Annotated in this window: 18 protein-coding genes; 4 read left to right on the top strand and 14 right to left on the bottom strand. The window is 59.8% G+C overall.

Going from position 1 to position 22,677, the window contains the following annotated elements:
• Positions 1-33: 33 nt before the first annotated feature.
• The 14 genes from BFW87_RS25995 to BFW87_RS25930 all read right to left on the bottom strand — a co-directional run bounded on the left by BFW87_RS25995 (position 34) and on the right by BFW87_RS25930 (position 16,259).
• Entirely contained in the window at positions 34-1,035 is a 1,002-nt protein-coding gene (locus BFW87_RS25995) for an HAD family hydrolase (protein ID WP_078742562.1), read from the bottom strand.
• On the bottom strand, positions 1,032-2,081 hold the full coding sequence (locus BFW87_RS25990) for a BatD family protein (RefSeq protein ID WP_078742561.1): 1,050 nt from the start codon (positions 2,079-2,081) through the stop codon (positions 1,032-1,034). The genes BFW87_RS25995 and BFW87_RS25990 overlap by 4 nt, the downstream gene beginning before the upstream one ends.
• A complete protein-coding gene (locus BFW87_RS25985; RefSeq protein WP_078742560.1) occupies positions 2,078-3,544 on the bottom strand; it encodes a VWA domain-containing protein in 1,467 nt (488 codons plus the stop codon). Before BFW87_RS25985 ends, BFW87_RS25990 begins: the two co-directional genes overlap by 4 nt.
• Complete coding sequence (locus BFW87_RS25980; RefSeq protein WP_078742559.1) at positions 3,531-4,526, bottom strand: vWA domain-containing protein; 996 nt, start codon at positions 4,524-4,526, stop codon at positions 3,531-3,533. Before BFW87_RS25980 ends, BFW87_RS25985 begins: the two co-directional genes overlap by 14 nt.
• Positions 4,513-4,977: a DUF4381 domain-containing protein gene (locus BFW87_RS25975; RefSeq protein ID WP_078742558.1), complete on the bottom strand. Its 465-nt coding sequence runs from the start codon at positions 4,975-4,977 to the stop codon at positions 4,513-4,515. The genes BFW87_RS25980 and BFW87_RS25975 overlap by 14 nt, the downstream gene beginning before the upstream one ends.
• Positions 4,974-5,897 (bottom strand): DUF58 domain-containing protein, encoded by a 924-nt coding sequence (locus BFW87_RS25970; protein WP_078742557.1) that lies wholly within the window; start codon positions 5,895-5,897, stop codon positions 4,974-4,976. Before BFW87_RS25970 ends, BFW87_RS25975 begins: the two co-directional genes overlap by 4 nt.
• Positions 5,894-6,868 carry an AAA family ATPase gene (locus BFW87_RS25965; protein WP_078742556.1) on the bottom strand — a complete coding sequence of 325 codons (975 nt, stop codon included), beginning with the start codon at positions 6,866-6,868 and terminating at the stop codon, positions 5,894-5,896. The genes BFW87_RS25970 and BFW87_RS25965 overlap by 4 nt, the downstream gene beginning before the upstream one ends.
• 24 nt (positions 6,869-6,892) lie before the next feature.
• Positions 6,893-7,429: a hypothetical protein gene (locus BFW87_RS25960; RefSeq protein WP_078742555.1), complete on the bottom strand. Its 537-nt coding sequence runs from the start codon at positions 7,427-7,429 to the stop codon at positions 6,893-6,895.
• A complete protein-coding gene (locus tag BFW87_RS25955) occupies positions 7,426-8,175 on the bottom strand; it encodes a DUF2092 domain-containing protein (protein ID WP_078742554.1) in 750 nt (249 codons plus the stop codon). The genes BFW87_RS25960 and BFW87_RS25955 overlap by 4 nt, the downstream gene beginning before the upstream one ends.
• Positions 8,176-8,187: 12 nt before the next feature.
• Positions 8,188-9,228: a transporter gene (locus tag BFW87_RS25950; RefSeq protein WP_139372508.1), complete on the bottom strand. Its 1,041-nt coding sequence runs from the start codon at positions 9,226-9,228 to the stop codon at positions 8,188-8,190.
• 71 nt (positions 9,229-9,299) lie between these two features.
• A complete protein-coding gene (locus BFW87_RS25945; RefSeq protein WP_078742553.1) occupies positions 9,300-10,700 on the bottom strand; it encodes a DUF1254 domain-containing protein in 1,401 nt (466 codons plus the stop codon).
• A 64-nt stretch (positions 10,701-10,764) separates the two neighbouring features.
• Positions 10,765-11,526 carry a hypothetical protein gene (locus tag BFW87_RS25940; RefSeq protein WP_139372512.1) on the bottom strand — a complete coding sequence of 254 codons (762 nt, stop codon included), beginning with the start codon at positions 11,524-11,526 and terminating at the stop codon, positions 10,765-10,767.
• A 192-nt stretch (positions 11,527-11,718) separates the two neighbouring features.
• Positions 11,719-12,084, bottom strand: a complete 366-nt coding sequence (locus tag BFW87_RS25935; RefSeq protein ID WP_078742551.1) for a response regulator — start codon at positions 12,082-12,084, stop codon at positions 11,719-11,721.
• A 320-nt stretch (positions 12,085-12,404) separates the two neighbouring features.
• A complete protein-coding gene (locus BFW87_RS25930) occupies positions 12,405-16,259 on the bottom strand; it encodes a hypothetical protein (protein ID WP_078742550.1) in 3,855 nt (1,284 codons plus the stop codon).
• 276 nt (positions 16,260-16,535) lie between these two features.
• Here BFW87_RS25930 and BFW87_RS25925 point away from each other — a divergent pair, with 276 nt between their 5' ends.
• The 4 genes from BFW87_RS25925 to BFW87_RS25910 are packed head-to-tail and all read left to right on the top strand — an operon-like array spanning position 16,536 to position 22,647.
• On the top strand, positions 16,536-20,033 hold the full coding sequence (locus BFW87_RS25925) for a response regulator (protein WP_078742549.1): 3,498 nt from the start codon (positions 16,536-16,538) through the stop codon (positions 20,031-20,033).
• Positions 20,034-20,864 carry a CheR family methyltransferase gene (locus BFW87_RS25920; protein WP_016974439.1) on the top strand — a complete coding sequence of 277 codons (831 nt, stop codon included), beginning with the start codon at positions 20,034-20,036 and terminating at the stop codon, positions 20,862-20,864.
• Entirely contained in the window at positions 20,861-21,460 is a 600-nt protein-coding gene (locus BFW87_RS25915; protein WP_078742548.1) for a chemotaxis protein CheB, read from the top strand. Before BFW87_RS25920 ends, BFW87_RS25915 begins: the two co-directional genes overlap by 4 nt.
• Entirely contained in the window at positions 21,454-22,647 is a 1,194-nt protein-coding gene (locus tag BFW87_RS25910) for a hybrid sensor histidine kinase/response regulator (RefSeq protein WP_078742547.1), read from the top strand. The genes BFW87_RS25915 and BFW87_RS25910 overlap by 7 nt, the downstream gene beginning before the upstream one ends.
• Positions 22,648-22,677: the final 30 nt, after the last annotated feature.

Genomic DNA, 22,677 nt, shown 5'->3' with positions numbered 1-22,677 from the left:
CAACGTTTTTTTACAGTCCGTCGTGACGTTTTCTTATTGCACCTTCGCTTGCACAGCTGGATCGAAGGGGTAGATACGGCGCCATTCGCTCGCCATGTCGACCACGGTCCAGGCCTGTGTTTTGGCCAGGTCCAGCGCCTTGTCCAGGCGCCCTACCTGAGAATTACGGTCATAGGCCCATTCGCGCGTGGCGTCGGTGTGGTGCACCAGACCCATCAGGCGCTTGCCGGGACCGGCGGCGGTCCACTGCAGCATTTGCAGGTCGCCATCGGAGTTGCCGAAGGCCAGGATGGGCCGGCGACCGATGATTGCGTCGATGCTTTCCGGCTTGCCCGGGCCGTCGTCGTTATGCGCCAGTTTGGCGGTGCGCAGCACTTGCGGCTGGCCGTCCTTGAGCTGAAATTGGGTGACGAAGTTCGAGCCGATGACCTGCTCCGGCGGCACGCCATAGACCTCTTCGGCAAAGGCGCGCATGAACGCGGTATCACCGCCGGAAACAATGTAGGTCTTGAATTGCTGGCCGCGCAGGTAGTCGAGCATTTCCAGCATGGGCTGGTAGATCATCTGGTTGTAGGGCTTGCCGGTTTTCGGGTGACGGGCCTGTTTCAGCCAGTTTTTGGCGTTGTCGATAAAGGCTTGGGTAGTGAGCCCGGTGTGGGTGGCGCCGATGATTTTCAGTAAACCCTGCATACCCGAGGCGGCGAGTGCCTGGTGGTCACCTTCCAGGATGGCCTGGAACGGCTGAGTGGTTTTCCACTCGGGATGTTGCGGCGCGAGGCGTTTGACTTCATCGAAGGCGAACAGCACTTCGAAGTAGGCCGGTTGCTCGGTCCAGAGGGTGCCGTCGTTGTCGAACACGGCGATGCGCTCGGCAGGCTTGACGTAGTCTTTGGAGCCTTCAGTCGTCACGGCCTGGACGAATTCGATGATCTGTTTTTTGCTCGGGCCTTCGTTCCATGAAGGCAGCGGGTCGGCCGCAAGAGCGGGCAGTGTGAGGAACAACAGTAGGGGTAAGGCAGAACGCAGCGACGTCATGGGAAGTCCTTTTCGTGACGAGGGTTCAGTGGAAGCAAGCGTAGTTGACGACACGCCCAGCGCAATGCTGGCCACACTTTTCGCCACACATACGACAGACGCGGCCACAGCGCGTGGATCAGATAGACCGCCAGAATCAACACCGCGATGGCAGCGATCCAGGCAAACAAATGCCGCGAGAACGGCAGGCGAGTGTGTTGCCCGAGGGCCTTGAGGTCATCGGCGATGGAGAAAGTCGGCGTGTAGGCGCTGGCAGCATGAGCCTCGACCTTGAGCGCCGGCACTTGAGTGGTTTGCAGGCGATGGTTGCGGCTGTCCCACCACTTCACGCTCACCGCAGGCAGGGTGAAATGCCCGCCCTGTTCAACGCGATAGACCAGCCGGTCGATGCGCTCACCACCGGTGACAGCGCCACGCCCGTCATCCAGGTTACGCAGGCTCGGCGTTTGCGGGTACAGGCGCAGGCCGCTGATGGCGACCGCGGTCGGCGCTGGCAGCGACAGCGCCGGGGTATCGTCAGCTTGCAGGGTCAGCGTACGTGTCAGGCTGTCGCCCACCTTGAGGTCTGTGGCGTCAAGGACCTGATCCAATCGCAGGCCGCTGGAGACCAGTACCGGCTCGCCGGGGGCGAAACCCGGCGGCTGGGTCGCCTCGAATGACAATGGCGTGCTCTGCGCACTCAAAGGCGCACTGGCCTGACCCGGCTGGGCGCTGACGGTCAATACCGGTACTGTGAAGCGCTGCGCTGCAATGGGCGTGATGCGGTAGGCATAACGCATGCCGTAGAAGGTTTTGCCGTCGATAACCTGTGTGGTGTGCTCGGCTTCGCCACTCGGTGGCTGGACCCGCGCGCCGGGCAGTTTCAGCACGGGAAGCGTGGCACCGCTGGTAAACCAGGTGTCGGTCAACACGTTCACTTGCACCTGCAACTGCTCGCCGACCACCACCGAAGCGCCGGGCAGCAACTGCGCCTGCACCTTCAGTTGCGGTTCGGCGGCCCATAACGGCCCGGCCAGAAACAGCAGCACCCCACAGTAACGGTTCATCGCTGTGCCTCCTGATCCTGCAGACTGAATTTGCGTTTCAGGAAGTTCGCCGGCGATGTGGTCAGGTTCTGCAACCACAGGGCATCACTGTTCGCTTGTTGGGTCTGGATCGCTTTGCTCTGGCCCTTGCCCGGCGCCTTGTCGAATTTGATCTCATCGGGTTTGACCTCGGGGGTGTTGTTCGCCGCGCTTTCAGTGTCCTTTTTCAAGGCGAGCGCCAGGGCCAGGTTGGCGCTGGCCTCGGGGAATACAGGTTGCAGTTGCAGGGCGCGCTGATAGGCCGCGATAGCGTCATCGAACTTGAAACGACGCACATGGATATTCCCCAGGTAGAACGCCGCCTGCGCGCTGTCGAGCGCCGTGAAGGTGGCCTCGGCCAGCGCGTAGTCGGCAGCGTTGTAGGCGGCGATGCCTTTCCAGTAAGGGTCGACAAACAGCGCTGCCGCCTCGGGGTAGTGATGATGCTCGAAGGCCCAGCGACCCTGCTGGTCCGGCGTCATAAACGGGTTGGCCTCGGCTTGCATCGGCTCAAGCAATACACCGAGCAGCAACAGGGCCATCCAGTTCAAACTCCAGCCACGCCGCACACTGACCAGTGCGAGTATCAGCAACGGCCAGCACAGCCAGTAACCGGCGTCTTTCCATTGCAACAGGCGCTGCTGTTCATCGGCGTTCTGGAAGTGCTGCTGAGCGTGAAGCTCGATCCAGTCCAGGTCATCGTCATTAAGGGTCAGGCTACCCAACCGGGCGTCGGTCGCCGAGGCCAATTGCCTGAGCGTTGGGTTGCCGCCGAGGGCCAGCACCAACACTTGCAAAGGGCTGTCTGCCAGATGCTGTTTGAGGGCGGGTAATTGCGCTACATCGGCACCGTCGGTGATCAGCAGCAAGGTGCCGGGGGTGCCGTCCAGCAAGCGCTTGGCCTGGTCGATCACGCCGGCGACATCCTTGCCTGGTCTGGTGATCAAGTCAGTGCCGAGGGCCTGGATAAAGGTATCGAGCAACGCCGGATCATCCGTCGGCGGCAATACCAAATGGGCGCTGCCGGCATACACCAGCAGGGCAGTGCGTGCGCCTTTACGGCGCTGGATCAGGTCATGCAGCTTCTGTTTGGCGGCGGTCAGGCGGGTCGGCGGTACGTCGGCGGTGTCCATCGACGGCGAGAGGTCGACGGCGATGATCAAGGGTGCGCGATTTTCCAGGAAGTCGGGGCGATCCTGCTCCCACGTCGGCCCGGCTGCCGCCACTGCGCCGATCACCAGCAACGCACTGCCCAGATGCACCGGGCGCAGTCGGTGCGGGTCGGTGGGTGTGAGCAGCAGATGCGGCAACAGGTGCGGGGCAATAGTGCCGCGCAGGCGTCGCTGCAAGTCGCGGCTGCGGTGCCAGGCCATCGGCAACAGCGCGCCGAGCACGACGAATAACAGCCACGCAGGCCGCAGGAAGTGAAAGTCAGTGAAGTCCATTGGCCGCCTCCCGTTTGAAGCGGTGCGGCCACAGCGCGGCGATCACGTGATACAGCGCAAGCACACCAAGGGCCGCGCACAACGGCCACCAGAACAGGTCGCGCTTGGGCTGATGGCTCAGGGTTTTCACCTGATGCGGCGTGATCTTGTCGAGTGTGGCGTAGACCTGGCTCAGGCTGTCGCGGTCTTCGGCACGGAAATAACGGCCTCCGGTCGTGGTGGCAATCTCCTGTAAGGAACCGAGATTGACCTTGGCTTCCCCGGTTGCCTGCGGGTCACCAATGCCGATGGTATGGATGACCACGCCCTTGGCTGCCGCCATCTCGGCCGCGTGGTCCGGGGTGATTGCGCTGCTGGTGTCGTTGCCCTCGGTGAGCAGGATCAGCACTTTCTCCGGCTCATGGGCCTGATCGAGCAATTTGAGGCCCAGGCCGATGGCATCACCGATGGCCGTATTGGGCCCCGCCATGCCGATGCCGCTGTCGTCCAGCAGTAAGGACAGGCTCGCGTGGTCCAGGGTCAACGGCGCCTGGGGATAGGCGCCGCTGCCGAACAGGATCAGGCCGATGCGGTCGTCCTTGCGGCGTTGAATGAAGTCGTGGACCACGCCTTTGACGGCGGCCAGGCGATCGATCTTCTGGCCGTTGGCGTCGGTGAAGTCCTGGGTCTCCATCGACTGGGAGATATCGATGGCGAGCATCAGGTCGCGCACCGGCTGCTGGCGTTCGATGGGCTTTTCAACCCACACCGGCCGCGCGATGGCCAGCACCAGCAGCGCCCAGACCAGCAGGTTGAGCACTCGTTGGCTGCGATTGTTGCGCACACCGCTGACCGAGGGCGCCCCGCCAACCGCCTGGCTCATGCCGTCAAAGAACGGCACCCGCACGGCGCTGCGTGCTTCGCTGTAGGGCGGCAAATAGCGATACGCCAGCCACGGCAGCGGCAGCAGCGCGAGCAGCCAGGGGTAATCAAGCTGCCACATGGTGGTTCTCCACCCAGGCCTTGCACTGGGCCAGTAATTGCGCGTGTTGCTCGGCGGGCAAGGGCGCGCCATAGGCGAGCCTGGCGAGTGTCAGGCTCAGGTCTGCGGGCACCGGTGTACCGGCATGGCACTGCAAAAACGCCTGCCACTCGGCGCCGCTGAGGGTGGGAACGCGTTGGTGTTCCTCGTCTGCCAGTGGCATCGACAGCGCAACACGTTTGAGCAGCGCCGGCAGCTCGCGCATGTCCTCCAGTGCTTTTAACTGCGCCAAGGCTTCGCGCCGATAGGCATCACGCCGCCAACGCAACCCTTTACGCGCGGCAACTATCAACAAGGCCAGCACCACCACACCCAGCAACACCGCCCAGCCCCAGGTCTGCGGCCAATAGCTGACCGGCGCAGGCAAACCCAACTCCTGCAGTTGTTCGATGCTCGGCACCTGCGTCTTCACCGGCGCCTCCCCAATTCGCTGCGTAACTGGTCAGCCGCAGGCAGCGCGGTGCTGATCATCAACAGCGGCACCTGGCTGCGTCGCAACAGGCTGGCGACGTCCTTGATGCGCCCCCCGAGAAAATCCCCCAGCGGCTGGCGCACCTGGCGTTTGCTCACCGCCAGCTCGACTTGCAACTGGCCCTGCGTCACCAGTAATTGGCCGCTACTGGGCACGTTGAGCGCCAAGGGGTCATACACCTGCAGCGCGACCACGTCGTTGTGCGCAGACAGCTGCTGCAACAGTTGCAACGTACGCGCGCTTGCACCGGCAAAGTCGCTGATCAGGCAGATCAGATGATCATGGCCGGCCAGTGCAACGCACTGCTGCAACACCTTGTCCAGCTGGCTGTCGCCTTCGCCGTCTGGTTGGGTGGCGCTCAACTCGCTGTTTTGCTGGGCGATGCGGCTGCATAACGCTTCCACACGTTTGCGACTGCGCAACGGCGCCACACTGTCGATGCGAGTGTCGTTGAACACGAGGCCACCGACCCGGTCACCGGCGTTGAACACCATCCACGCCGTCAGTGCGCCCAGTTCGGCGGCAATGGCTGACTTGAAGCTGCGCACGGATCCGAAAAACATCGACATGCGCTGGTCCACCACGATCAGCGCCGGGCGGTCGCGCTCCTCGGTGAAGGTGCGCACCACCGGTTTGCCGGTGCGCAAGGAGGCGCGCCAGTCCAGGTGACGCAAGTCATCACCCGGCTGGTAGCGCCGCAATTCATCGAAATTCAGCCCGCGCCCGCGCAATCGTGAGGCATGGTTGCCTGCGAGGATGCTGCCCTGAGGCTGGCGCGCGACAAAACTCAGGTCACGCGCCTGGAACTGCAAGGCCATTAATTGCGCCAGGCTGACGTAGACGAAGCCGTCGTCGTTCATGCGGGAATCGCCACTTTACTCAGCAGGCGGTCAAGCACCTGATCGGCCGTAACGTTATCCGCGACGGCGTCGTAGCTCAGTTGCAGCCGATGGCGCAGCACGGGGTGAACGATCGCGTGCACATTGTCCGGGGTGACAAAGGCCTGGCCCTGCAACCATGCGTCCGCCCGCGCGCAACGGTCCAGGCCGATGCCGCCACGCGGGCTGGCGCCGAGGCCGATCCAGCGCGCGAGGTCGGGGTCGTAATCGGCGGGATGGCGGGTGGCGTTGACCAGGTCGATCAGGTAACGGTCGATGGCCGGGGAGACTGGAATCGCACTGACTTCCCTGCGCGCGGCGAAGATCACCTCTTGCGTCAGGGTAAAACCCTGAATGGCCATGCTGGCAGTGGCCTGTTCCTCTTCGCGCAACAGGCGTAACACCTGGCTTTCATTCTCGGCACTGGGGTAGTCCAGCAGCAGCTTCATCACAAAGCGGTCCATCTGCGCTTCGGGCAGCGGGTAAGTGCCTTCCTGTTCGATGGGGTTTTGCGTGGCGACCACGATAAACAGCTCGGGCAGCGGGTGGCTGGCGCCGGCGACAGTGATTTGCCGTTCTTCCATGGCTTCCAGCAACGCCGCCTGGACCTTGGCCGGCGCGCGGTTGATTTCATCGGCGAGGATCAGGTTGCCGAACAGCGGGCCGGGCTGGAAGCGGATCTGGTTCTGGCCATCGACCTGGTGCAGCACTTCGGCGCCGGTGATGTCCGAGGGCAACAGGTCGGGGGTGAACTGGATGCGACTCATCTTGGCGTCCAGGTGCCGCGCCAGGGCCTTGACCGTGCGGGTCTTGGCCAACCCCGGCAAGCTTTCGAGCAACAGGTGCCCGTTGGCCAGCAGGCCCACGAGAATCTGGCGGATCACTTGGTCCTGACCCAGAACGCTTTCCGCCATGCTGGCTTGCAAGGCCTTCAAATCGTTGAGTGCTGTCATGCCAATCGTCCTTGAGTCAGTGGGTCACCAGGGCGCGGCGACCACGATGTATTGCACGGAACTGCCGACGTAACGCGGTTGGTACCAGGTGGGCCCGCAATGCTGGTAGGCCACGCCATTGGCGATTACCGACACGCATTCGGGCGGCACCGCGCTGACCTGGGTGCCGACGGCCAGGATCGTCGCGGTGGTGGTGCCGACCACGGCAGCGGCCGCCCACGGGTGATACCAGTCATCCGGGTGTGGGGGAGGGGGTGGCGGCGGTGGAGGCGGCATCGGGTAAGGATGCGGCCCTGGCGGAGGGCCAGGGTGTGGTCCTGGCGCCGGGTACGGGTGTGGCTGCGGCCCCGGTTGCGGGTGAGGCTCAGGATGCGGCGGCAATGGTCTGGGCGCAGGTGTGGGGCGTGGCGGCATGGGCGGCGGATGGAACCCGCCACCGCCATGCGGCACGACAAAGGTCCGCGCGCCGCCACCGCCGCGCATTTGCCAGGCCTGGGCGACCAAAGGGTCTAACAGACTCAGCAGCAGACTTGCCGTCAGCACGCTCGCCGTGGCCTTCATGGCTGCTCTCCCTGTGGCTCCAGCTGTTGGAGGGGTACCGAGCGCGCGCCGGCGGGCGGAACGAACTCAAAGTCCTTGGGGTTGATCGTGCCGTTGAACTGCCAGTGATAGTTGACGCTGTGGCGGGGGAGTTCCGGGGTGTCGCGGCGGCTGATCACCACGCGGCAGGGTAAAGGGCGCGGTCCCTGGCGAACCCAGAGCTGCCAGTCGATATCGGGCTGGCGGAAGGCGTAGTGTGTGCACGCGGTGGCATTGATGGTTTCGTCGCCGATCAGCAACGCGCTGCTGATGCCGACGTCTTTGGCCGTGCCCGGGTGCCAGCGGAACAGGTCCGCCAGTGGCAGTTCGATGCCGTAGCGTTCGCTCAACTGGTCAAGCAAACTGCCGATATCAGCCGGGGCGGCCTGGTTGGCAAAGTAGCCGCTGCGGCTATCATACAGCGTGAAGCTTTTGCCGTTGTAGAACAGGCTGCGGCGCTTGCCGTCACTCTCAAGCGAGACCTGCAATTTGTCGGGCTGGCGCGCCACCAAGTGCGCTCGATGGCTGAACTCGACAACCTGGCCATTCTCCAGCACCTGGTCGGTGCGGCTGTCGGCCTCGATGCGAAACTGCTGCAAGCTGCGCAGGTAGGCGCCCATCTGGTCCAGGGCAGCGAGGGCCTTGGGGTCCATCTCTTCAGCCCAGGCGGCGTTGGCAGTCAATGCCAGGCAGATCAATAACGTTCGTGTGCGATGAAAACGCGACATGGCGCACCTCGTTCACAGCATGAAAGTGGGGATCACCGGGATAAACGACAGGCGAAAGTTCCAGCGGCTGCTGATCAAATCGTCGGCGTGAATCACCGAATACTGCACTTCGCCGGAGATGCGCACCGGCAGCTTGCCGAAATTGACGATGCGCCCGGCACCCAGGCCGATGGGGAAGTTGACCCGGTTGCCGCCGTCGGCCTTCCAGTTGACGGTGATATTGGGCGTCATGCCCACCCGCCATTGACCGGGGCCGGGGATCGAGCGCTGGATGAAGTATTGGATGTTGGTCAGGCTGACGTCCTTGCGCTTTGCGTCACCGCCCACTGACCACCAGTGCTGGGGGAAAGCGCCGAGGGTCCAGTCTTCGCCGAGGTAGGCGGCGACGAAGGCCGGGCCAAGGGAATACTTGCCGGTGCCGAGCACGTCTTTTTCAGCGGTGGGAAACATGGCGGTCGGGCCGAAGCCCCAGACCATCTTGCCACCGTTGGCAAAGCGCACCGGTTGTTTGGGTGAAAACACGCCGACATACGCCAGGTCGCCAAAGCCTGAGGTGCGATCAAATGGATCGTTGAGAACAGCCGGGAAGTCACGGTCGGTCAGCACGCCGTAGGGGCTCATACCCACCAGGTCGCCCGCTTTCTGGTTGACTGGCGCGCTGACGTAGCTCACTGGAATACGGTTGATCAGGTTCCAGTCTTCCCCGAGGGAAATCGGGAAGGTCGGCATGAAACTGTATTTGCCCAGGTAACGTGTGCCGTTGCTGTGGGGGCCTTTGAGGGCGCTGTAGTCAAACTGATTGAACAGCAACACCAGGTTGCCCACCGGGTTGTCCATCAGCTTGGCGATTTGCTCGGTTGACGGGTCGCAACCGGCCTTGACCACCTGTTTCAGGTCGATATCGAAGTCTTGTTGCAGGCGGTGGCAAGTTTCGGGGTCGGCTTTCGAGGGCGCCGTGGTGCTGCCCAGCTCCGGCAGGTTGGCGGCTGACACAGCGCAGCTGGCGAGAAAGCCCGCAGCGCAAAACCCATGCGATCGAACACGTGAAATCATGGCGTCACTCATCCTTGTAGCGGCCTGAAATCCTGGGTGACGCGCCCACCCTTGCGAGCGGGCGCGTGGTGTTACTTAAGCGGCGTCAACGGTGGCAGTTTCCATTGACCATTACCCACCTCAGGCTTGGGCAGGTAAATACGCAGTACGGCATAGAACGGGCCGGGTGGCGCCGGCAACCAGTTGCTCTGTTCGGCTCTCGGCGGCTCGTGGTGCTGTAACGCCAGGGTCAAGCCGCCGTCGGCGTCGAGCTTGAGGTTTGGGAGCATCCGCGAATTGATCAGGTAGCGTTTCTTCAGGTTAGGTGCCAAAAGCTTGGTCTTGGCGTCGTACATGGTCAGCGACCAGAAGGCATCGGCTGGCGGCAGTTGGTCTTTGGCGAAATGCACGGTGTAGCTGTGGCGCGCGCCGTTGGCCGGTTTGCCTTCGCTGTCGACGTAGTAGCTCAGGTAAATCGCTTCATCGGTGGAGTTGCCGAAAATGCCCAGGTCGGCACCGGCATAGCGGTACAGGTAATTGTTTTTCAGACGGTCGCGGCTGCCGAACAGGTCGCCGCTGGTCACTTGGTGGGTGTCGATCTTGTCTTTTTTGAAGGCGGCGAATTCAGCCCGGGCGTCGGCGATGCCGTCTTCCAACGCTTTGCGTTGCTCAGCCGTCAGCTCCTTGACCTTGAACGGTGCGCCGGGGGCGATGCCGATTTTGGCAAAGCGCGCCATCAGGTCTTTTTCACTGTCCTGAGGCGCGGCGAAGCTCAGCATGAAGTTCAGGTAGCGAAACAACTGCGGGCCTTCGGTCATGGTGGCCATAGGCTTGGGCCATTCGATCTTCGGCACTTTGGCCGGTGCCGGTTGCTTCACGTAGTTGCTCAGCGACTGCACTTTATAACCGCTCTGGATCTGTTTGACTCTGCCCAGGTCCTTCTCGTCAAACAGCTGCGTGCGGTACAGCGCGTAGGCGATATTGCTTTCGCTGTAGACCACGCGGTCGATGTCCACCGGCTGCTGACCTTTCCAGTCAGGCCCGGCGATCATGTAGTGGCCGCCATTGTTGCCGGTGCTGCGCGTGCCCAGGTAAGCAATGTTCTGCGTATAGAGGTCGATCAACTGCACGGAGTAGTAACGGTTGTCTTCAATTTTGGGCAGGGTCAGCACCAAGGGCTCTTTGCGCAGGTCCATCCACACGAACGAGTACGGTGTGTCCGAATTGGGGGTTACGAAAGCCGTGTCCTTGGGGGTGAATACTTGCGCCGTGTTACCGATATGGTTGAACGGCGCCTTGAAGTTGGCGCCGCCCTTGTCGACGGCCTGGGTGTAAAGCGTCTTGTACATCGCCACTACCGGATAACCGTACAGGTAGGCTTCCTTGGCAATGGCGCGGGCTTCGGCGGGGGTTGCCGTGAAGTCGGCCCAGGCGCCAGTGCTCATGAGTATCGAGAGGCTCGCCAACAGCAGGCGCGTCGGTTTTCCAATCATGTTGTTGCGTCCTTCCTGAGTTCGTTTAAACGGGCGTGGGAATCAAAGCGCCGAGTTTCCATTTTTATTTGCCGAACGTCACGTTAATCCCTGCAAACAACGTGAACTGAGGCAAACCATCGCCTTTGCGCGCCACTGTCCACTGCGGCTCGACAAAGGCGTTGATGATATTGCTGCCGGCTTTCCAGGCTTTGCCCGCACCCAGCCCGATGGGAATGTAGTGGGTGTCGTTTTTCAAATCGAAGGTCCAGGTGCCGGTGGAGCGTAAGTACCAGCCCTTGGGCAGGTTATGAATAATAAACGGCTGGAAGGTCGCACTTTCCACGTGCGCGCGGTCGCGGTCGCCGGCAAACGAGCTTTGGTATTGCACCAGTGCGCCCAGCAAGCCGCGGGGCGAGGCGTCGATGGCAATCGCGGCAAGCCCGGCCTGCCATTTGCCGGTGCCCAACTCGTCCCGTGCAGCGGTCGGCGCGGTGATTTGCGGGCCGATGCCCAGCTGCACGCCTTCGGTCTTGAGCAGGAAAATGTCGAACAGGTTCAGGTCGCCGATGCCGGTGCTGTAGCCGCTGTGGGGATCGGGGCGAGTGCTGAGGGGCAGGGTGGCGCGCAGTAATTGCGGCACCCCGATAAAGTCTGACGGTGCGATGGGCAACGTGCCACGCAGCAACAGGTCGTTGGTATGGGCGTCTGTGTCGTAAAGACGAGGCGTGTAATAGTCCTGCAGGTTGGCACCCGGCGCGAGGTTGAGCGGGTTATTGCTCTTGTTCGCGGTCTCGGCGTTATCGGCCTGTGCAGAAAACCCGGGCAATACCAGTGCGACCAGCATGAATGCCGGCGTGTGCGATGACCTGAACATACGAGTTCCCCAATTCCCTGGAAACGACCCGATTGGCGAGCTGTCGGGCTGTCCTTTTTCACTAATTCGTGTAGGACATGTCGTTTGAAACTAGCAGTTAAATCGAGACACGCTAGCCATCCGGAAGAATTAGTCGGTTCGTGGGTGGGGCATCACGCTTTTTTAAACGGCGGGCAGCATGGATTTGACCTTGTCGCGCAGTTGGTCAATGGAGAAGGGTTTGCCGATGACCTGCATGCCGGGTGGCACGTCGATGTTTTCGGCATAGCCGCTGGCGAAGAGGATAGGCAGGGCGGGGCGCAGTTCACGCACTTTGGTCGCCAGTTGCTTGCCGTCCATGTCTGGCAGGCCGACGTCGGTCATCATCAGGTCGATCACCTGGTCTGTATTTTCGAAGATTTTCAAGGCTTCTTCGGCGTCTGCTGCTTCAACCACCGTGAACTCCAGTTCTTCGAGTACATCGACGATCAGCATGCGCACGATGGCGTCGTCTTCGACTACAAGGATGGTGGAGGTGGCGGAGGGCATAGAGAACATTCCTGAAAAATAGGGGAGGGACGCGGTGGGCAAAGGCCACTCAATAATGAGTCTCGGCAATGCCAGCAAGTTCCGAACGGTTGCTGGCATTGTGACCTTCGACGAGAAGAATGTCCCGAGTGACAAAGGATTTATAACGCAACGGTTGAGTGAATGCTCATGCGATGGGCCGCGGTGCCGGGGTACGATCTATCAAATGCGTCAAATTCACACACGTTGCCGGCACGATCGTCCGACGCAATCCTCAGCGTATGTTGCCGCACTGTATGGTTGCATCGGCCGTCGCGCTATGGCGGGTGGGGATATGGAGGTTATAAGACGGTCGTAAACAAATCCGAAATATCGCCTACGGGTTTAGTGATATTTGTCAGCTCCACATTTTGAAACGTTGAAACTTTATATTCAGGTACACCGGGCGTGACCCCAAAGTCTGGCAATAAGTGTTTGGTTCTGCCCGAGTTCAAGGTGCTTTCCAGGCCCGCTTTCATTGCCGCCTCATTCGGGAATGTGGCTAGGCCAAAATTAGGGTCGAAATAAAACCATTCCCTTTCAACTGTCTTAATGACCTGGCCATCCTTAATCGTATCAACTGACTGAAAGACCACGCCAGCCGTAATGCCATGCCCAGGGGCCTCGATGAGTCTCGTTGTTGAGCTCTTGGCTGTGGTCAGTTCTGTCATGATAGCGGTGTGGGTAAGTTGCCGGGACTGCGTGGAGTGATGGAAATCTTTTTCCAATATGCCCTGGAACTGGTTTAACTGCTTACGGAACTCATTGACTTTTGTCGCCCGGTTTTCTTCAAGGAGCGCTTTGGCAGGGTCAACTTTACGCAACTCGGCAATTTGCGAGGGGCCTAGTGTCGGTACCATTGCGGTGAACAGATTTTTCATGAGGACCTTCTCTTGGCCCGTTATCACGGCTGATGCGAATGCGGCGGAGAGGGCTGCGCACTCACCTTGTGACAGCAGGGCAACTTGGCTGAGGTAAAAGCCTTGTGGAAGTGATATGGCCTCGCCGCCCGCAGCTGTGACTTCTTTGCTGAAGACCCTGTAGTTTTCCAGGCTGATGTTAATTCTTCGGTTTTCTATATACCGGACCAATTGACCAAGCTCTTCGGGCGTGCGACCGCGGACGACGGCAAGTTCTGCCAGCTGGTACTTGGTCAAGTTCTCTGAAAAACCATTGATCGCATCGGGTTTCCCCGTGTTGTACCCCCTTTGATAAGCATCAAGGTCAACGATTTGTGCAGTTTCACGGGCCATCTTTAATCGTTCAGGGAGAACATCGAGTTCCGAAATTCGTCTCACCAGGCTGCCGAGCTCTTCCGGCGTGCGCACCTCGGCTACCGCCAGGCGCTTTAAATCATCCTGTGTCATCGCCGCAGAGTAGCCATAGATCGCCGGTGGCTTTGCAGTGTTCTGGCCACGTATGAAGGCGGCCCTGTCCGCTGATTGGGCATTTTGCATTGCCAATTGAAAGTCCCGACGAAAGTTTGGGTTAGGCGCCGCAGGCGCCAGCACCGAACCAATCATTCTTCCAAGCCAAGTGTCGGTGAATGTTCTGACTTCCCCTTCAAACGCCACTACATTGGGAGTGAAACTCTTGAGTTCAGGACCGAATGGGCGCTTACCGACAGAGTCATAGCCGTACCATTTGCCGTCTCGAAACACGGCTCCCCCTTCGATAGCGTGTTCGCCGTACTTATAGGTCCCCGTCGCCAAGAGACCATGGTCTTTGCTGGCGGCCTTGAGCAGGTCATAACTACCACTGGCCCCCTTAAGACTGTTGACAACTTCGCGGCCTTTGGACACCAGTTGCCCCAATCCCTTGCCCAGTAAACTACCGCCTGCGAAAGCCAGATCGCCCAAGCCACTCACGGGGTTGAGCACACCGATGGTGGAGACGCCAATCACTTTGGCACCCTTTAGCACTTTTGCGCTGGTGGATAATGCAGCGCTGCCTATCTTGATCAGTTTGCCCGCGGTTGCCACGCCGGCAGTAAGGAACCCGAACACATCCAGCGTGAGATCGAATACCGCGTCGCCGTAGTTGCCTTTTTGAAAGTTCACGATGGCTGACCTGAAGGGAATCAGGTTCAACAAAAACTCACCCAGTGGTTTGGGCCCTCCGTTCAGCTTGTCAAGGGTCGTCTGCCCGCGGGCTTGTTCTTTTATCTCGGGAGCGTCGAGCTCCAGGTGCGCGACAAATACGTTGGCAATATCGCGGGAGCGAGTGCTGCTGAAGCTGTTGATGGCGGATTGAGTCGAAGGGAATTCACGCTCGAGACTGGCAGCGCTGCCATCGGGCTTGAACGCTTCAGTTTTGTCCACCCATGCCCCCCGTGAATGCTGTTGGGTTTTGGCCCGTTGAGTTTTGATGGGTTTAATCGTGCCGTCGTTGAAATTGATTTCGTAGGCATATGTCTCGCCGTTTCGCTCAATACTGGCTAAAAGCTGCGGTTGTTTAGGCCCGGGTGTCGTACCCCAAAAACCGGTGCCTAATTTGTGAGAGCCTTCCTTGAAGAACCTGACTTTTCCATATTCAAAGTTTTTTCTGTCCTCAAGTGGCAACTGCGAGATCAGGTGGCGGACCGTCGTATTAACGGCAGCTTTTTTGTCTTCAATCGTACTTGCGAACTGCTCATCGAATGCCTTCGTGACGCCAAACGTTCGGTTGTTGTTCAGCTTTTCCAGGGGGATACGTGGGTCACTGGACGTAAAGGGCCTGGAGTTCGGCAAGTCCATCATCGCGATGTCCAACAGTGAATGCATGCCGCCCAGCCCGACTTCTCCCGGCTCCCCTCGATACTGGTCAGTACCCAGCAGTTTTTCTTCGAAAAGCGCCCCCAAGTCGCCAAATCGCTCCTTCAGTTTTTCCAGTGCCAATTCTTTTCGGGTAGGTATTGCCTTGTCCAATGCCTGCGAGGCAGAAAGCCGCTCGGTAGTTTGCTGGTTGAACGACTTCCTGATTGTTTCGAGCTGTGCAGGGTTGTAGGTGTCATCGGTACTTTTTTCGACGACGCCGTTGGCGACTGCCCAGTCCACCAATGCGTTCCTTTGCGCCGATGCATCGGCGTGCGATTGACCTTCGGTGGTCTTCGAATAACTCATGACCTGGGCGAAGCTCATGTTGGCGACAGCCCCTGGCCGCTCAGCTTCTACAGTGGCCGCGGCAATTGACAAGTTGGCCCAGGCCAGACTGCCGATTGTCACGTTGTCGGGAATGTCTTTGATCAAGAACTGCGGTGCACTGCGGGCCAATACCAAATAATTAACAAAATTGGCAATGACAGGGCCTGACCGATTTTTGGCGATAAGGTGATTGCTGAGTTTTTGCACGACCTGATAGGGCGACAGGCCCAAATTCTCGGGCTGTAGCAGATCAAATCCGGCTATTTTGTTGCGTTCGGGTGAGGCCGAGGACTCCGGATCGAACTGATGTTGAATCAGGGCTAATACATAGTCGTAAGCGCTGGCGTCCGAGGAAACTCCCTGCATGTGTTTTTGCAGCGCTTGCCCCAGCGCCAGGGTTCGTGGGTTATCGAGCATTTTTTGTAGCGCCTGAGCGGGATTGCGCAGCTCGCTTGCGGCGAACGAACTGCCTCGAAACAGGTAACCCGCTTGACCTTTAATCCCGCTCTCGTCGGAATGCAGAAATGCCTGCATCTTTTCCAGGTCTGCGTTCGACATCGGTACCGGCCAGGAAAGTGCCCCAGCGAGATTTCCCAGAGGGTGTGGCAAAGCCTTGAGCTCCAACTCCAATGCCAGCGCTGCAACTTCATCGACGTTGGTCGGCAGTTTAAAACCCAGATCAGTGATGACCGTGCCCAACGTCTGCGGCGTCGTTCGCAACGAAGCGTAGGAGGAATGCTGCTGAGGGGTCAGTGTGTTGGTGTTCAAGCCAAAAGCAACCTGTGCCGGGTTAACGGGCTTGCCATAGGACCGGGTATCAACGCCTCGTAGCTTGCTGGCCAACGTGCGCAGGTTGCCCTGGTCAGCCAGCAGTTTTTGCAGATGGCTGACGGTGGGGGCCTGAACAGGTGATACGGCACTTTGGGAGGAAGAGGGTGTAACCGTGTTCGTTGCATCCTGCGTAGTCGCAGCGGCCGCAGAGCCTGAGTATTGGGGGGTATTTATTGTCTGCCGTGCAGTGTTAGTAATGCTCATAGGGCTTACCTGAATGGGTCGAAAATGACGCCTTCCAAAAGAGCTTCCGTGTTCATGAGGCGCATTTTTGAGTGACCGAACATTGCCCCTTCGTTCCGTGGCCGCTTCAGGCAACTGTTTTGAACTGTGTAAGTGTTCCGACGAAACCGGCGTAAGTCAGCGCGAGAACACCACGTGACTTGTAGGTTTTTGGAGGAAATCGACGCCGAAACGTAGCCCTGCCCCCCGACATTCGGGCAAACTCCCCCTTTTTCCGCACCTGGCCAAGGCACGCCCATGACTCCCGCTTCGTCCGTCGATGAAAAGAGCTTCCGTAAACTCCTGAGCCGTAACGTGGCCCTGCCATTGAGCGTAGGCGTGCTCAGTGCGGTGTTTTTTGTCGTGTTGATCACCTATTTGTTGTCGGTTATCCAGTGGGTGGAGCACACCGATCGGGTCATCAATAACCTCAATGAGTCGTCCAAGCTGACGGTGGACCTGGAGACCGGAATGCGCGGTTTCCTGATTACGGGCGATGAGCATTTCCTTGACCCGTATGAAGTGGCCAAGCCGAGGATCATTGCGGATTTGCGCAATTTGCAGGAGCTGGTGGCGGATAACCCACAGCAAGTCGATCGCCTCAAGCGCCTGGAAGCGTTGCAGATCGAGTGGAACAAGTACGCCCAATCGATGATTGATATGCAGCGCGAGGCGGGTGATTACCGCAGCGCGGTCAAGGCGGGCCGTGGCAAGCGTTTGACTGACGAAATTCGCAAGGAATATGACGATGCGGTCGCGATGGAACAGCAGTTCCGAATCACCCGCAATGAGGAAGTCACCAAGACGACCGTTCTCAGCGTCACTTTATACCTTGCATTCGTGCTCGGCTTGAGCGGCTTTCTGGCGTATGCCGGTCGTAAGAATCTTGTGTCGCTTTCAAACAGTTACAGCGCAAATCTCGCGTCACAACAGAAGATCGCAGCGCGCCTTGAGCAGCAAGCCTGGCTGCGCAATGGCCAGACTGAACTGGCCGAGCAGGTGCTTGGGCAGCTCACCTTGACGATGCTCGGCCGCAACATCCTTCAATTCTTCGCCCAATACATGGGGTCGGCCGTTGCAGCGCTGTACGTGCGTGAAGAACACGGCGGCCTCAAGCGCGTGGCCACGTACGGCTTCTCCCGCGAGCAGGAACAGCAGGAACAGTCGATCTACAGCGATGAAGGCATCGTTGGGCAGGCCGCCCAGCTTGATCGCCTGATCCGCCTGGACGACGTGCCGGTGGATTACTTCAAGGTCAGCTCTGGCCTGGGCGAAGGGGCGACGCGCAGCGTGTTGGTCGTGCCGACCAGCGATGACGGCCGCGTCAACGGCGTCATCGAGCTGGGCTTCCTGCGCGCCCTGGATGAGCGCGACGTGGAGCTGCTGGAACTGATCGCCGGCAATATCGGCACCTCCATCGAAGCCGCGCGCTATCGCCAGCGCTTGCAGGAAGTGCTGGCCGAAACCCAGCAGCTTAACGAAGAGCTGCAAGTGCAGCAGGAAGAGCTCAAGACCGCCAACGAAGAGCTGGAAGAACAGTCGCGCATCCTCAAGGAATCCCAGGCCCACCTGGAAACCCAGCAGGCTGAGCTGGAGCAAACCAACGAGCAACTTGCCGAGCAGACCGAAACCCTCGCCGCGCAGCGCGATGCCATGGACCGCAAGAACGTCGAGCTCAATCAGGCCCAACTGGAACTGGAAGACCGCGCCGACGAGTTGCAGCGCTCCAGCAAGTACAAGTCCGAATTCCTCGCCAACATGTCCCATGAGCTGCGCACGCCGCTCAACAGCTCGCTGATCCTGGCCAAACTGCTGGCCGAAAACCCGCAGGAAAACCTCAGCGCCGAACAGGTCAAGTTTGCCGAGTCGATCTATTCGGCGGGCAATGACCTGCTCAACCTGATCAACGACATCCTGGATATTTCCAAGGTCGAAGCCGGCAAGCTGGAGATGCGCCCGGAAAACTCCAGCGTCGCGCGCCTGGTGGACGGCCTGCGCGGTATGTTCGAACCGCTGGCGGCCGACCGTAAGCTGGGCTTTCAGGTTGAAGTGCACAAAGACGCACCGCTCATGCTGTTTACTGATCGCCAGCGTCTGGAGCAGATTCTCAAGAACCTGCTGTCGAATGCGGTCAAATTCACCGAGCAGGGCGAGGTCAGTCTGTCGGTGGCACGCGCCTCGGGGGAGGGCATTGCCTTCACCGTGCGCGACTCCGGCATCGGCATTGCGCCGGACCAGCAGGAAAGCATCTTCGAAGCGTTCCGCCAGGCCGACGGCACCACCAACCGCCGCTACGGCGGCACCGGCCTGGGCCTGTCGATTTCCCGCGACCTGGCGACGTTGCTCGGCGGTTATATCAGCGTGACCAGTGAACCCGGCAAGGGCAGCACCTTCACGCTGGTATTGCCGGAACAGTATGTGGAACGCGAGGAAGATGCCGGCCCCATTGAGCAACCGCGTCAGGTCGTGGCCGCACCGGCGCCCAAACCCATCGCCATTTCGCCGCTTCCCATCGCCGACGCCAAGCAGATCCCGCGTTTTGCCGACGACCGTGACAAGGCGCCGTTCACCAACCGCTGCATTCTGGTGGTAGAAGACGAGCCGAATTTCGCGCGTATCCTGTTCGACCTGGCGCATGAGCTGGGCTACCACTGCCTGGTTGCCCACGGCGCGGATGAAGGCTATGGCCTCGCCGAAGAGTTCATCCCGGATGCGATCCTGCTCGACATGCGCTTGCCGGACCACTCCGGGCTGACTGTGCTGCAACGCCTCAAGGAACACGCCAATACGCGCCACATCCCGGTGCATGTGATTTCCGTGGAAGACCGCGTCGAAGCCGCCATGCACATGGGCGCGATCGGTTATGCCGTCAAACCCACCACTCGCGAAGAGCTCAAGGACGTGTTCGCACGCCTGGAAGCCAAGCTGACCCAGAAGGTCAAGCGCGTGTTGCTGGTGGAAGACGATGACCTGCAACGGGACAGCATTGCCCGCCTGATTGGCGACGATGACATCGAAATTACCGACGTCGGCTACGCCCAGGCGGCACTCGACCTGCTGCGCACCAACGTCTATGACTGCATGATCATCGACCTCAAGCTGCCGGACATGCTCGGTAACGAACTGCTCAAACGCATGGCCACCGAGGATATCTGCTCGTTCCCGCCGGTGATCGTCTACACCGGGCGCAACCTGACCCGCGACGAAGAGGCCGAGCTGCGCAAGTATTCGCGCTCGATCATCATCAAGGGCGCGCGTTCTCCGGAGCGCCTGCTGGATGAGGTCACACTCTTTCTGCACAAAGTGGAATCGCAGCTGTCCCATGATCGCCAGAAGATGCTCAAGACCGCACGCAGCCGCGACAAGGTTTTCGAGGGGCGCAAAATCCTGCTGGTGGACGACGATGTGCGCAACATTTTCGCCCTGACCAGCGCCCTGGAGCACAAGGGCGCCGTGGTGGTGATCGGGCGTAACGGCCGTGAAGCCATCGATAAACTCAATGAAGTCGATGATATCGATCTGGTGTTGATGGACGTGATGATGCCGGAGATGGACGGTTACGAGGCCACTGCCTTGATCCGCCAGGACCCGCGCTGGAAAAAGCTGCCGATTATTGCGGTGACGGCCAAGGCCATGAAGGACGATCAGGAGCGCTGCCTTGCGGCAGGTTCCAACGATTACCTGGCCAAGCCGATCGACCTCGATCGCCTGTTTTCACTGATTCGCGTCTGGCTGCCGAAGATGGAACGCATTTAAGTGGAGCGCAGTTTTTTGGATAAAAGCAGCGATATTGAGCTGCGCCTGTTGATCGAGGCGATTTACCTCAAGTACAGCTACGACTTTCGCGATTACTCCGGTGCATCGGTCAAACGCCGCGTGGCCCACGCGCTGCGCCAGTTCGACTGCGCGACCATTTCGGCGTTGCAGGAACGGGTGCTGCATGACCCGGCGGCGTTCATGCAGTTGCTGCAATTTCTGACGATTCCGGTGAGCGAGATGTTTCGCGACCCCTCGCATTTTCTGGCCATCCGCCAGGAAGTCGTTCCGCTGCTCAAGACTTACCCGTCGATCAAGATCTGGATCGCCGGGTGCAGCACCGGGGAGGAGGTGTACTCCATGGCCATCCTGCTGCGCGAAGAGGGCCTGTTGGAGCGCACGATCATTTACGCCACCGATATCAACCCGGCGTCTCTGGATAAAGCCAAGCAAGGCATCTTCTCTCTGGAGAATGTGCGCGCCTACACGGCCAATTATCAGCAAGCCGGAGGTCAACGTTCATTTGCCGACTACTACACAGCGGCCTACGATTACGCGATCTTCGACAAGACACTGCGCGAGAACGTGACCTTTGCTGATCATAGCCTGGCGACCGACAGTGTCTTTTCAGAAACTCAATTAATTTCATGCCGTAACGTATTGATTTACTTCAATAAGAAATTGCAGGATCGTGCGTTTGGGTTGTTTCATGAGTCGCTGTGTCATCGCGGCTTCCTGGTGCTGGGCAGCAAGGAAACCCTGGATTTTTCTGCCTACAGCAAGCAATTCGAACCCTTGGTCAAACAGGAACGGATCTACCGAAAATCATGAGCGACGCGCAAGCCAGCCCGATTCGCGGGATTGAAGCCATCGTCGTCGGCGCCTCTGCCGGCGGTGTAGAGGCGTTGCTGAGTATTTTCGCTGACCTGCCCGAAGGCTTTGGCTTGCCTGTGATTGCTGTGCTGCATTTGCCGGATGAGCGCCGCAGCCAGTTGGCGGAGGTATTTGCACGACGTTTGCGCATTCCGGTACGCGAAGCGCGGGACAAGGAAGTGATTGAAGCGGGCACCTTGTATTTCGCCGGTCCCGGTTATCACCTGTCGGTGGAGCACGACCGCAGCCTGTCGCTGAGCCAGGAAGACCGCGTGCACCATTCCCGGCCCGCCATTGATTACCTGTTTGCCTCAGCCGCCGATGCCTATGGCACAGGTTTGCTCGCCATACTGTTGACCGGCGCGAACCAGGACGGCGCAAGCGGGCTGGCCCACGCCAAGCAGTCGGGCGGCACCACCGTGGTCCAGGACCCCAGGGAAGCACGGATTGCCGTGATGCCCCTGGCGGCCCTGGCCCTGCACACACCTGATCATATTCTCACCTTGAGCCAGATCGGCTCATTGCTGGCTTCCCTGGAAAATTCCCCATGTTAAGTACTGTCCAGGCCAAACTGCTGATCGTCGACGATCTGCCGGAAAACCTGCTGGCCCTTGAGGCGCTGATCAAGCGTGAAGACCGTCAGGTGTTCAAGGCCCTGAGCGCCGACGAGGCGTTGTCCCTGTTGCTGGAACACGAGTTCGCCATGGCGATTCTTGACGTGCAGATGCCCGGCATGAATGGTTTCGAGTTGGCCGAACTGATGCGCGGCACCGAAAAGACTAAAAACATTCCGATTGTGTTCGTCAGTGCCGCCGGCCGCGAACTCAACTATGCCTTCAAGGGCTATGAAAGCGGCGCCGTGGACTTCCTGCATAAACCGCTGGATATCCATGCGGTCAAGAGCAAGGTCAACGTGTTCGTCGACCTGTACCGCCAAAGCAAGGCCATGAAACAGCAGGTTGAAGCCCTGGAGCGCAGCCGTCGCGAACAGGAACTGCTGCTGACGCGCCTGCAGGCCACTCAGGCCGAGCTGGAGCAGGCGGTACGCATGCGTGATGATTTCATGTCGATCGTTGCCCACGAGGTGCGTACGCCCCTTAATGGCCTGATCCTTGAGACTCAACTGCGCAAGATGCACCTGGCCCGCGACAACGCCGCGGCGTTCACGCTGGACAAGATGCACGCGATGGTCGACCGCGACGAGCGTCAGATCCAGAGCCTGATCCGTCTGATTGAAGACATGCTTGATGTGTCGCGCATTCGCACCGGCAAACTGTCGATCCGCCCGGCGCGATTTGACCTGACCCAGTTGGTGCGCAACCTGGTGGAGAACTTCGCCCCGCAAGTGGCAGCCGCCAACTCTTCCATGCATTTGGTCGCCGAAGACGCGGTGCTGGGCAATTGGGACGAGTTCCGTATCGAGCAGGTGGTGACCAACCTGCTGACCAATGCCTTGCGCTACGGCGCCAAGAGCCCGGTGGACGTGCGCGTCTACACCGAGCACGGTGAAGCGCGCGTGGAAGTGCGCGACCGCGGTATCGGCATCAGCGAAGAGAACCAGAAGCGTATTTTTCAGCAGTTCGAGCGCGTTTCGGCGAGCCATGTCGCGGCGGGGCTGGGCCTTGGGTTGTTTATTTCCGAGCAGATCGTGGCGGCCCATGGCGGCACCATCGAAGTCGAGAGCCAGATAGGCGAGGGCGCCTTGTTCCGGGTGTGCCTGCCCCTTGAGGCATCGGCATGAAATCAATCGTCAGCCCGACGCAACCTCTGC

It is taken from the genome of Pseudomonas fluorescens (genome assembly GCF_002022275.1).
GTDB lineage: Bacteria > Pseudomonadota > Gammaproteobacteria > Pseudomonadales > Pseudomonadaceae > Aquipseudomonas > Aquipseudomonas fluorescens_AJ.
The sequence above is the reverse complement of the archived record's forward strand: the minus strand, read 5'-3'. Positions and strand labels throughout refer to the sequence as shown.

Bases quoted from the DNA above. Each gene is read 5' to 3' on its own strand.
- BFW87_RS25935 (WP_078742551.1), bottom strand. From the start codon at position 12,084: ATGCCCTCCGCCACCTCCACCATCCTTGTAGTCGAAGACGACGCCATC.
- BFW87_RS25985 (WP_078742560.1), bottom strand. From the start codon at position 3,544: ATGGACTTCACTGACTTTCACTTCCTGCGGCCTGCGTGGCTGTTATTC.
- BFW87_RS25940 (WP_139372512.1), bottom strand. From the start codon at position 11,526: ATGCTGGTCGCACTGGTATTGCCCGGGTTTTCTGCACAGGCCGATAAC.
- BFW87_RS25990 (WP_078742561.1), bottom strand. From the start codon at position 2,081: ATGAACCGTTACTGTGGGGTGCTGCTGTTTCTGGCCGGGCCGTTATGG.
- BFW87_RS25910 (WP_078742547.1), top strand. From the start codon at position 21,454: ATGTTAAGTACTGTCCAGGCCAAACTGCTGATCGTCGACGATCTGCCG.
- BFW87_RS25950 (WP_139372508.1), bottom strand. From the start codon at position 9,228: ATGATTTCACGTGTTCGATCGCATGGGTTTTGCGCTGCGGGCTTTCTC.
- BFW87_RS25960 (WP_078742555.1), bottom strand. From the start codon at position 7,429: ATGAAGGCCACGGCGAGCGTGCTGACGGCAAGTCTGCTGCTGAGTCTG.
- BFW87_RS25980 (WP_078742559.1), bottom strand. From the start codon at position 4,526: ATGTGGCAGCTTGATTACCCCTGGCTGCTCGCGCTGCTGCCGCTGCCG.
- BFW87_RS25945 (WP_078742553.1), bottom strand. From the start codon at position 10,700: ATGATTGGAAAACCGACGCGCCTGCTGTTGGCGAGCCTCTCGATACTC.
- BFW87_RS25995 (WP_078742562.1), bottom strand. From the start codon at position 1,035: ATGACGTCGCTGCGTTCTGCCTTACCCCTACTGTTGTTCCTCACACTG.
- BFW87_RS25915 (WP_078742548.1), top strand. From the start codon at position 20,861: ATGAGCGACGCGCAAGCCAGCCCGATTCGCGGGATTGAAGCCATCGTC.
- BFW87_RS25965 (WP_078742556.1), bottom strand. From the start codon at position 6,868: ATGACAGCACTCAACGATTTGAAGGCCTTGCAAGCCAGCATGGCGGAA.
- BFW87_RS25955 (WP_078742554.1), bottom strand. From the start codon at position 8,175: ATGTCGCGTTTTCATCGCACACGAACGTTATTGATCTGCCTGGCATTG.
- BFW87_RS25970 (WP_078742557.1), bottom strand. From the start codon at position 5,897: ATGAACGACGACGGCTTCGTCTACGTCAGCCTGGCGCAATTAATGGCC.
- BFW87_RS25930 (WP_078742550.1), bottom strand. From the start codon at position 16,259: ATGAGCATTACTAACACTGCACGGCAGACAATAAATACCCCCCAATAC.
- BFW87_RS25925 (WP_078742549.1), top strand. From the start codon at position 16,536: ATGACTCCCGCTTCGTCCGTCGATGAAAAGAGCTTCCGTAAACTCCTG.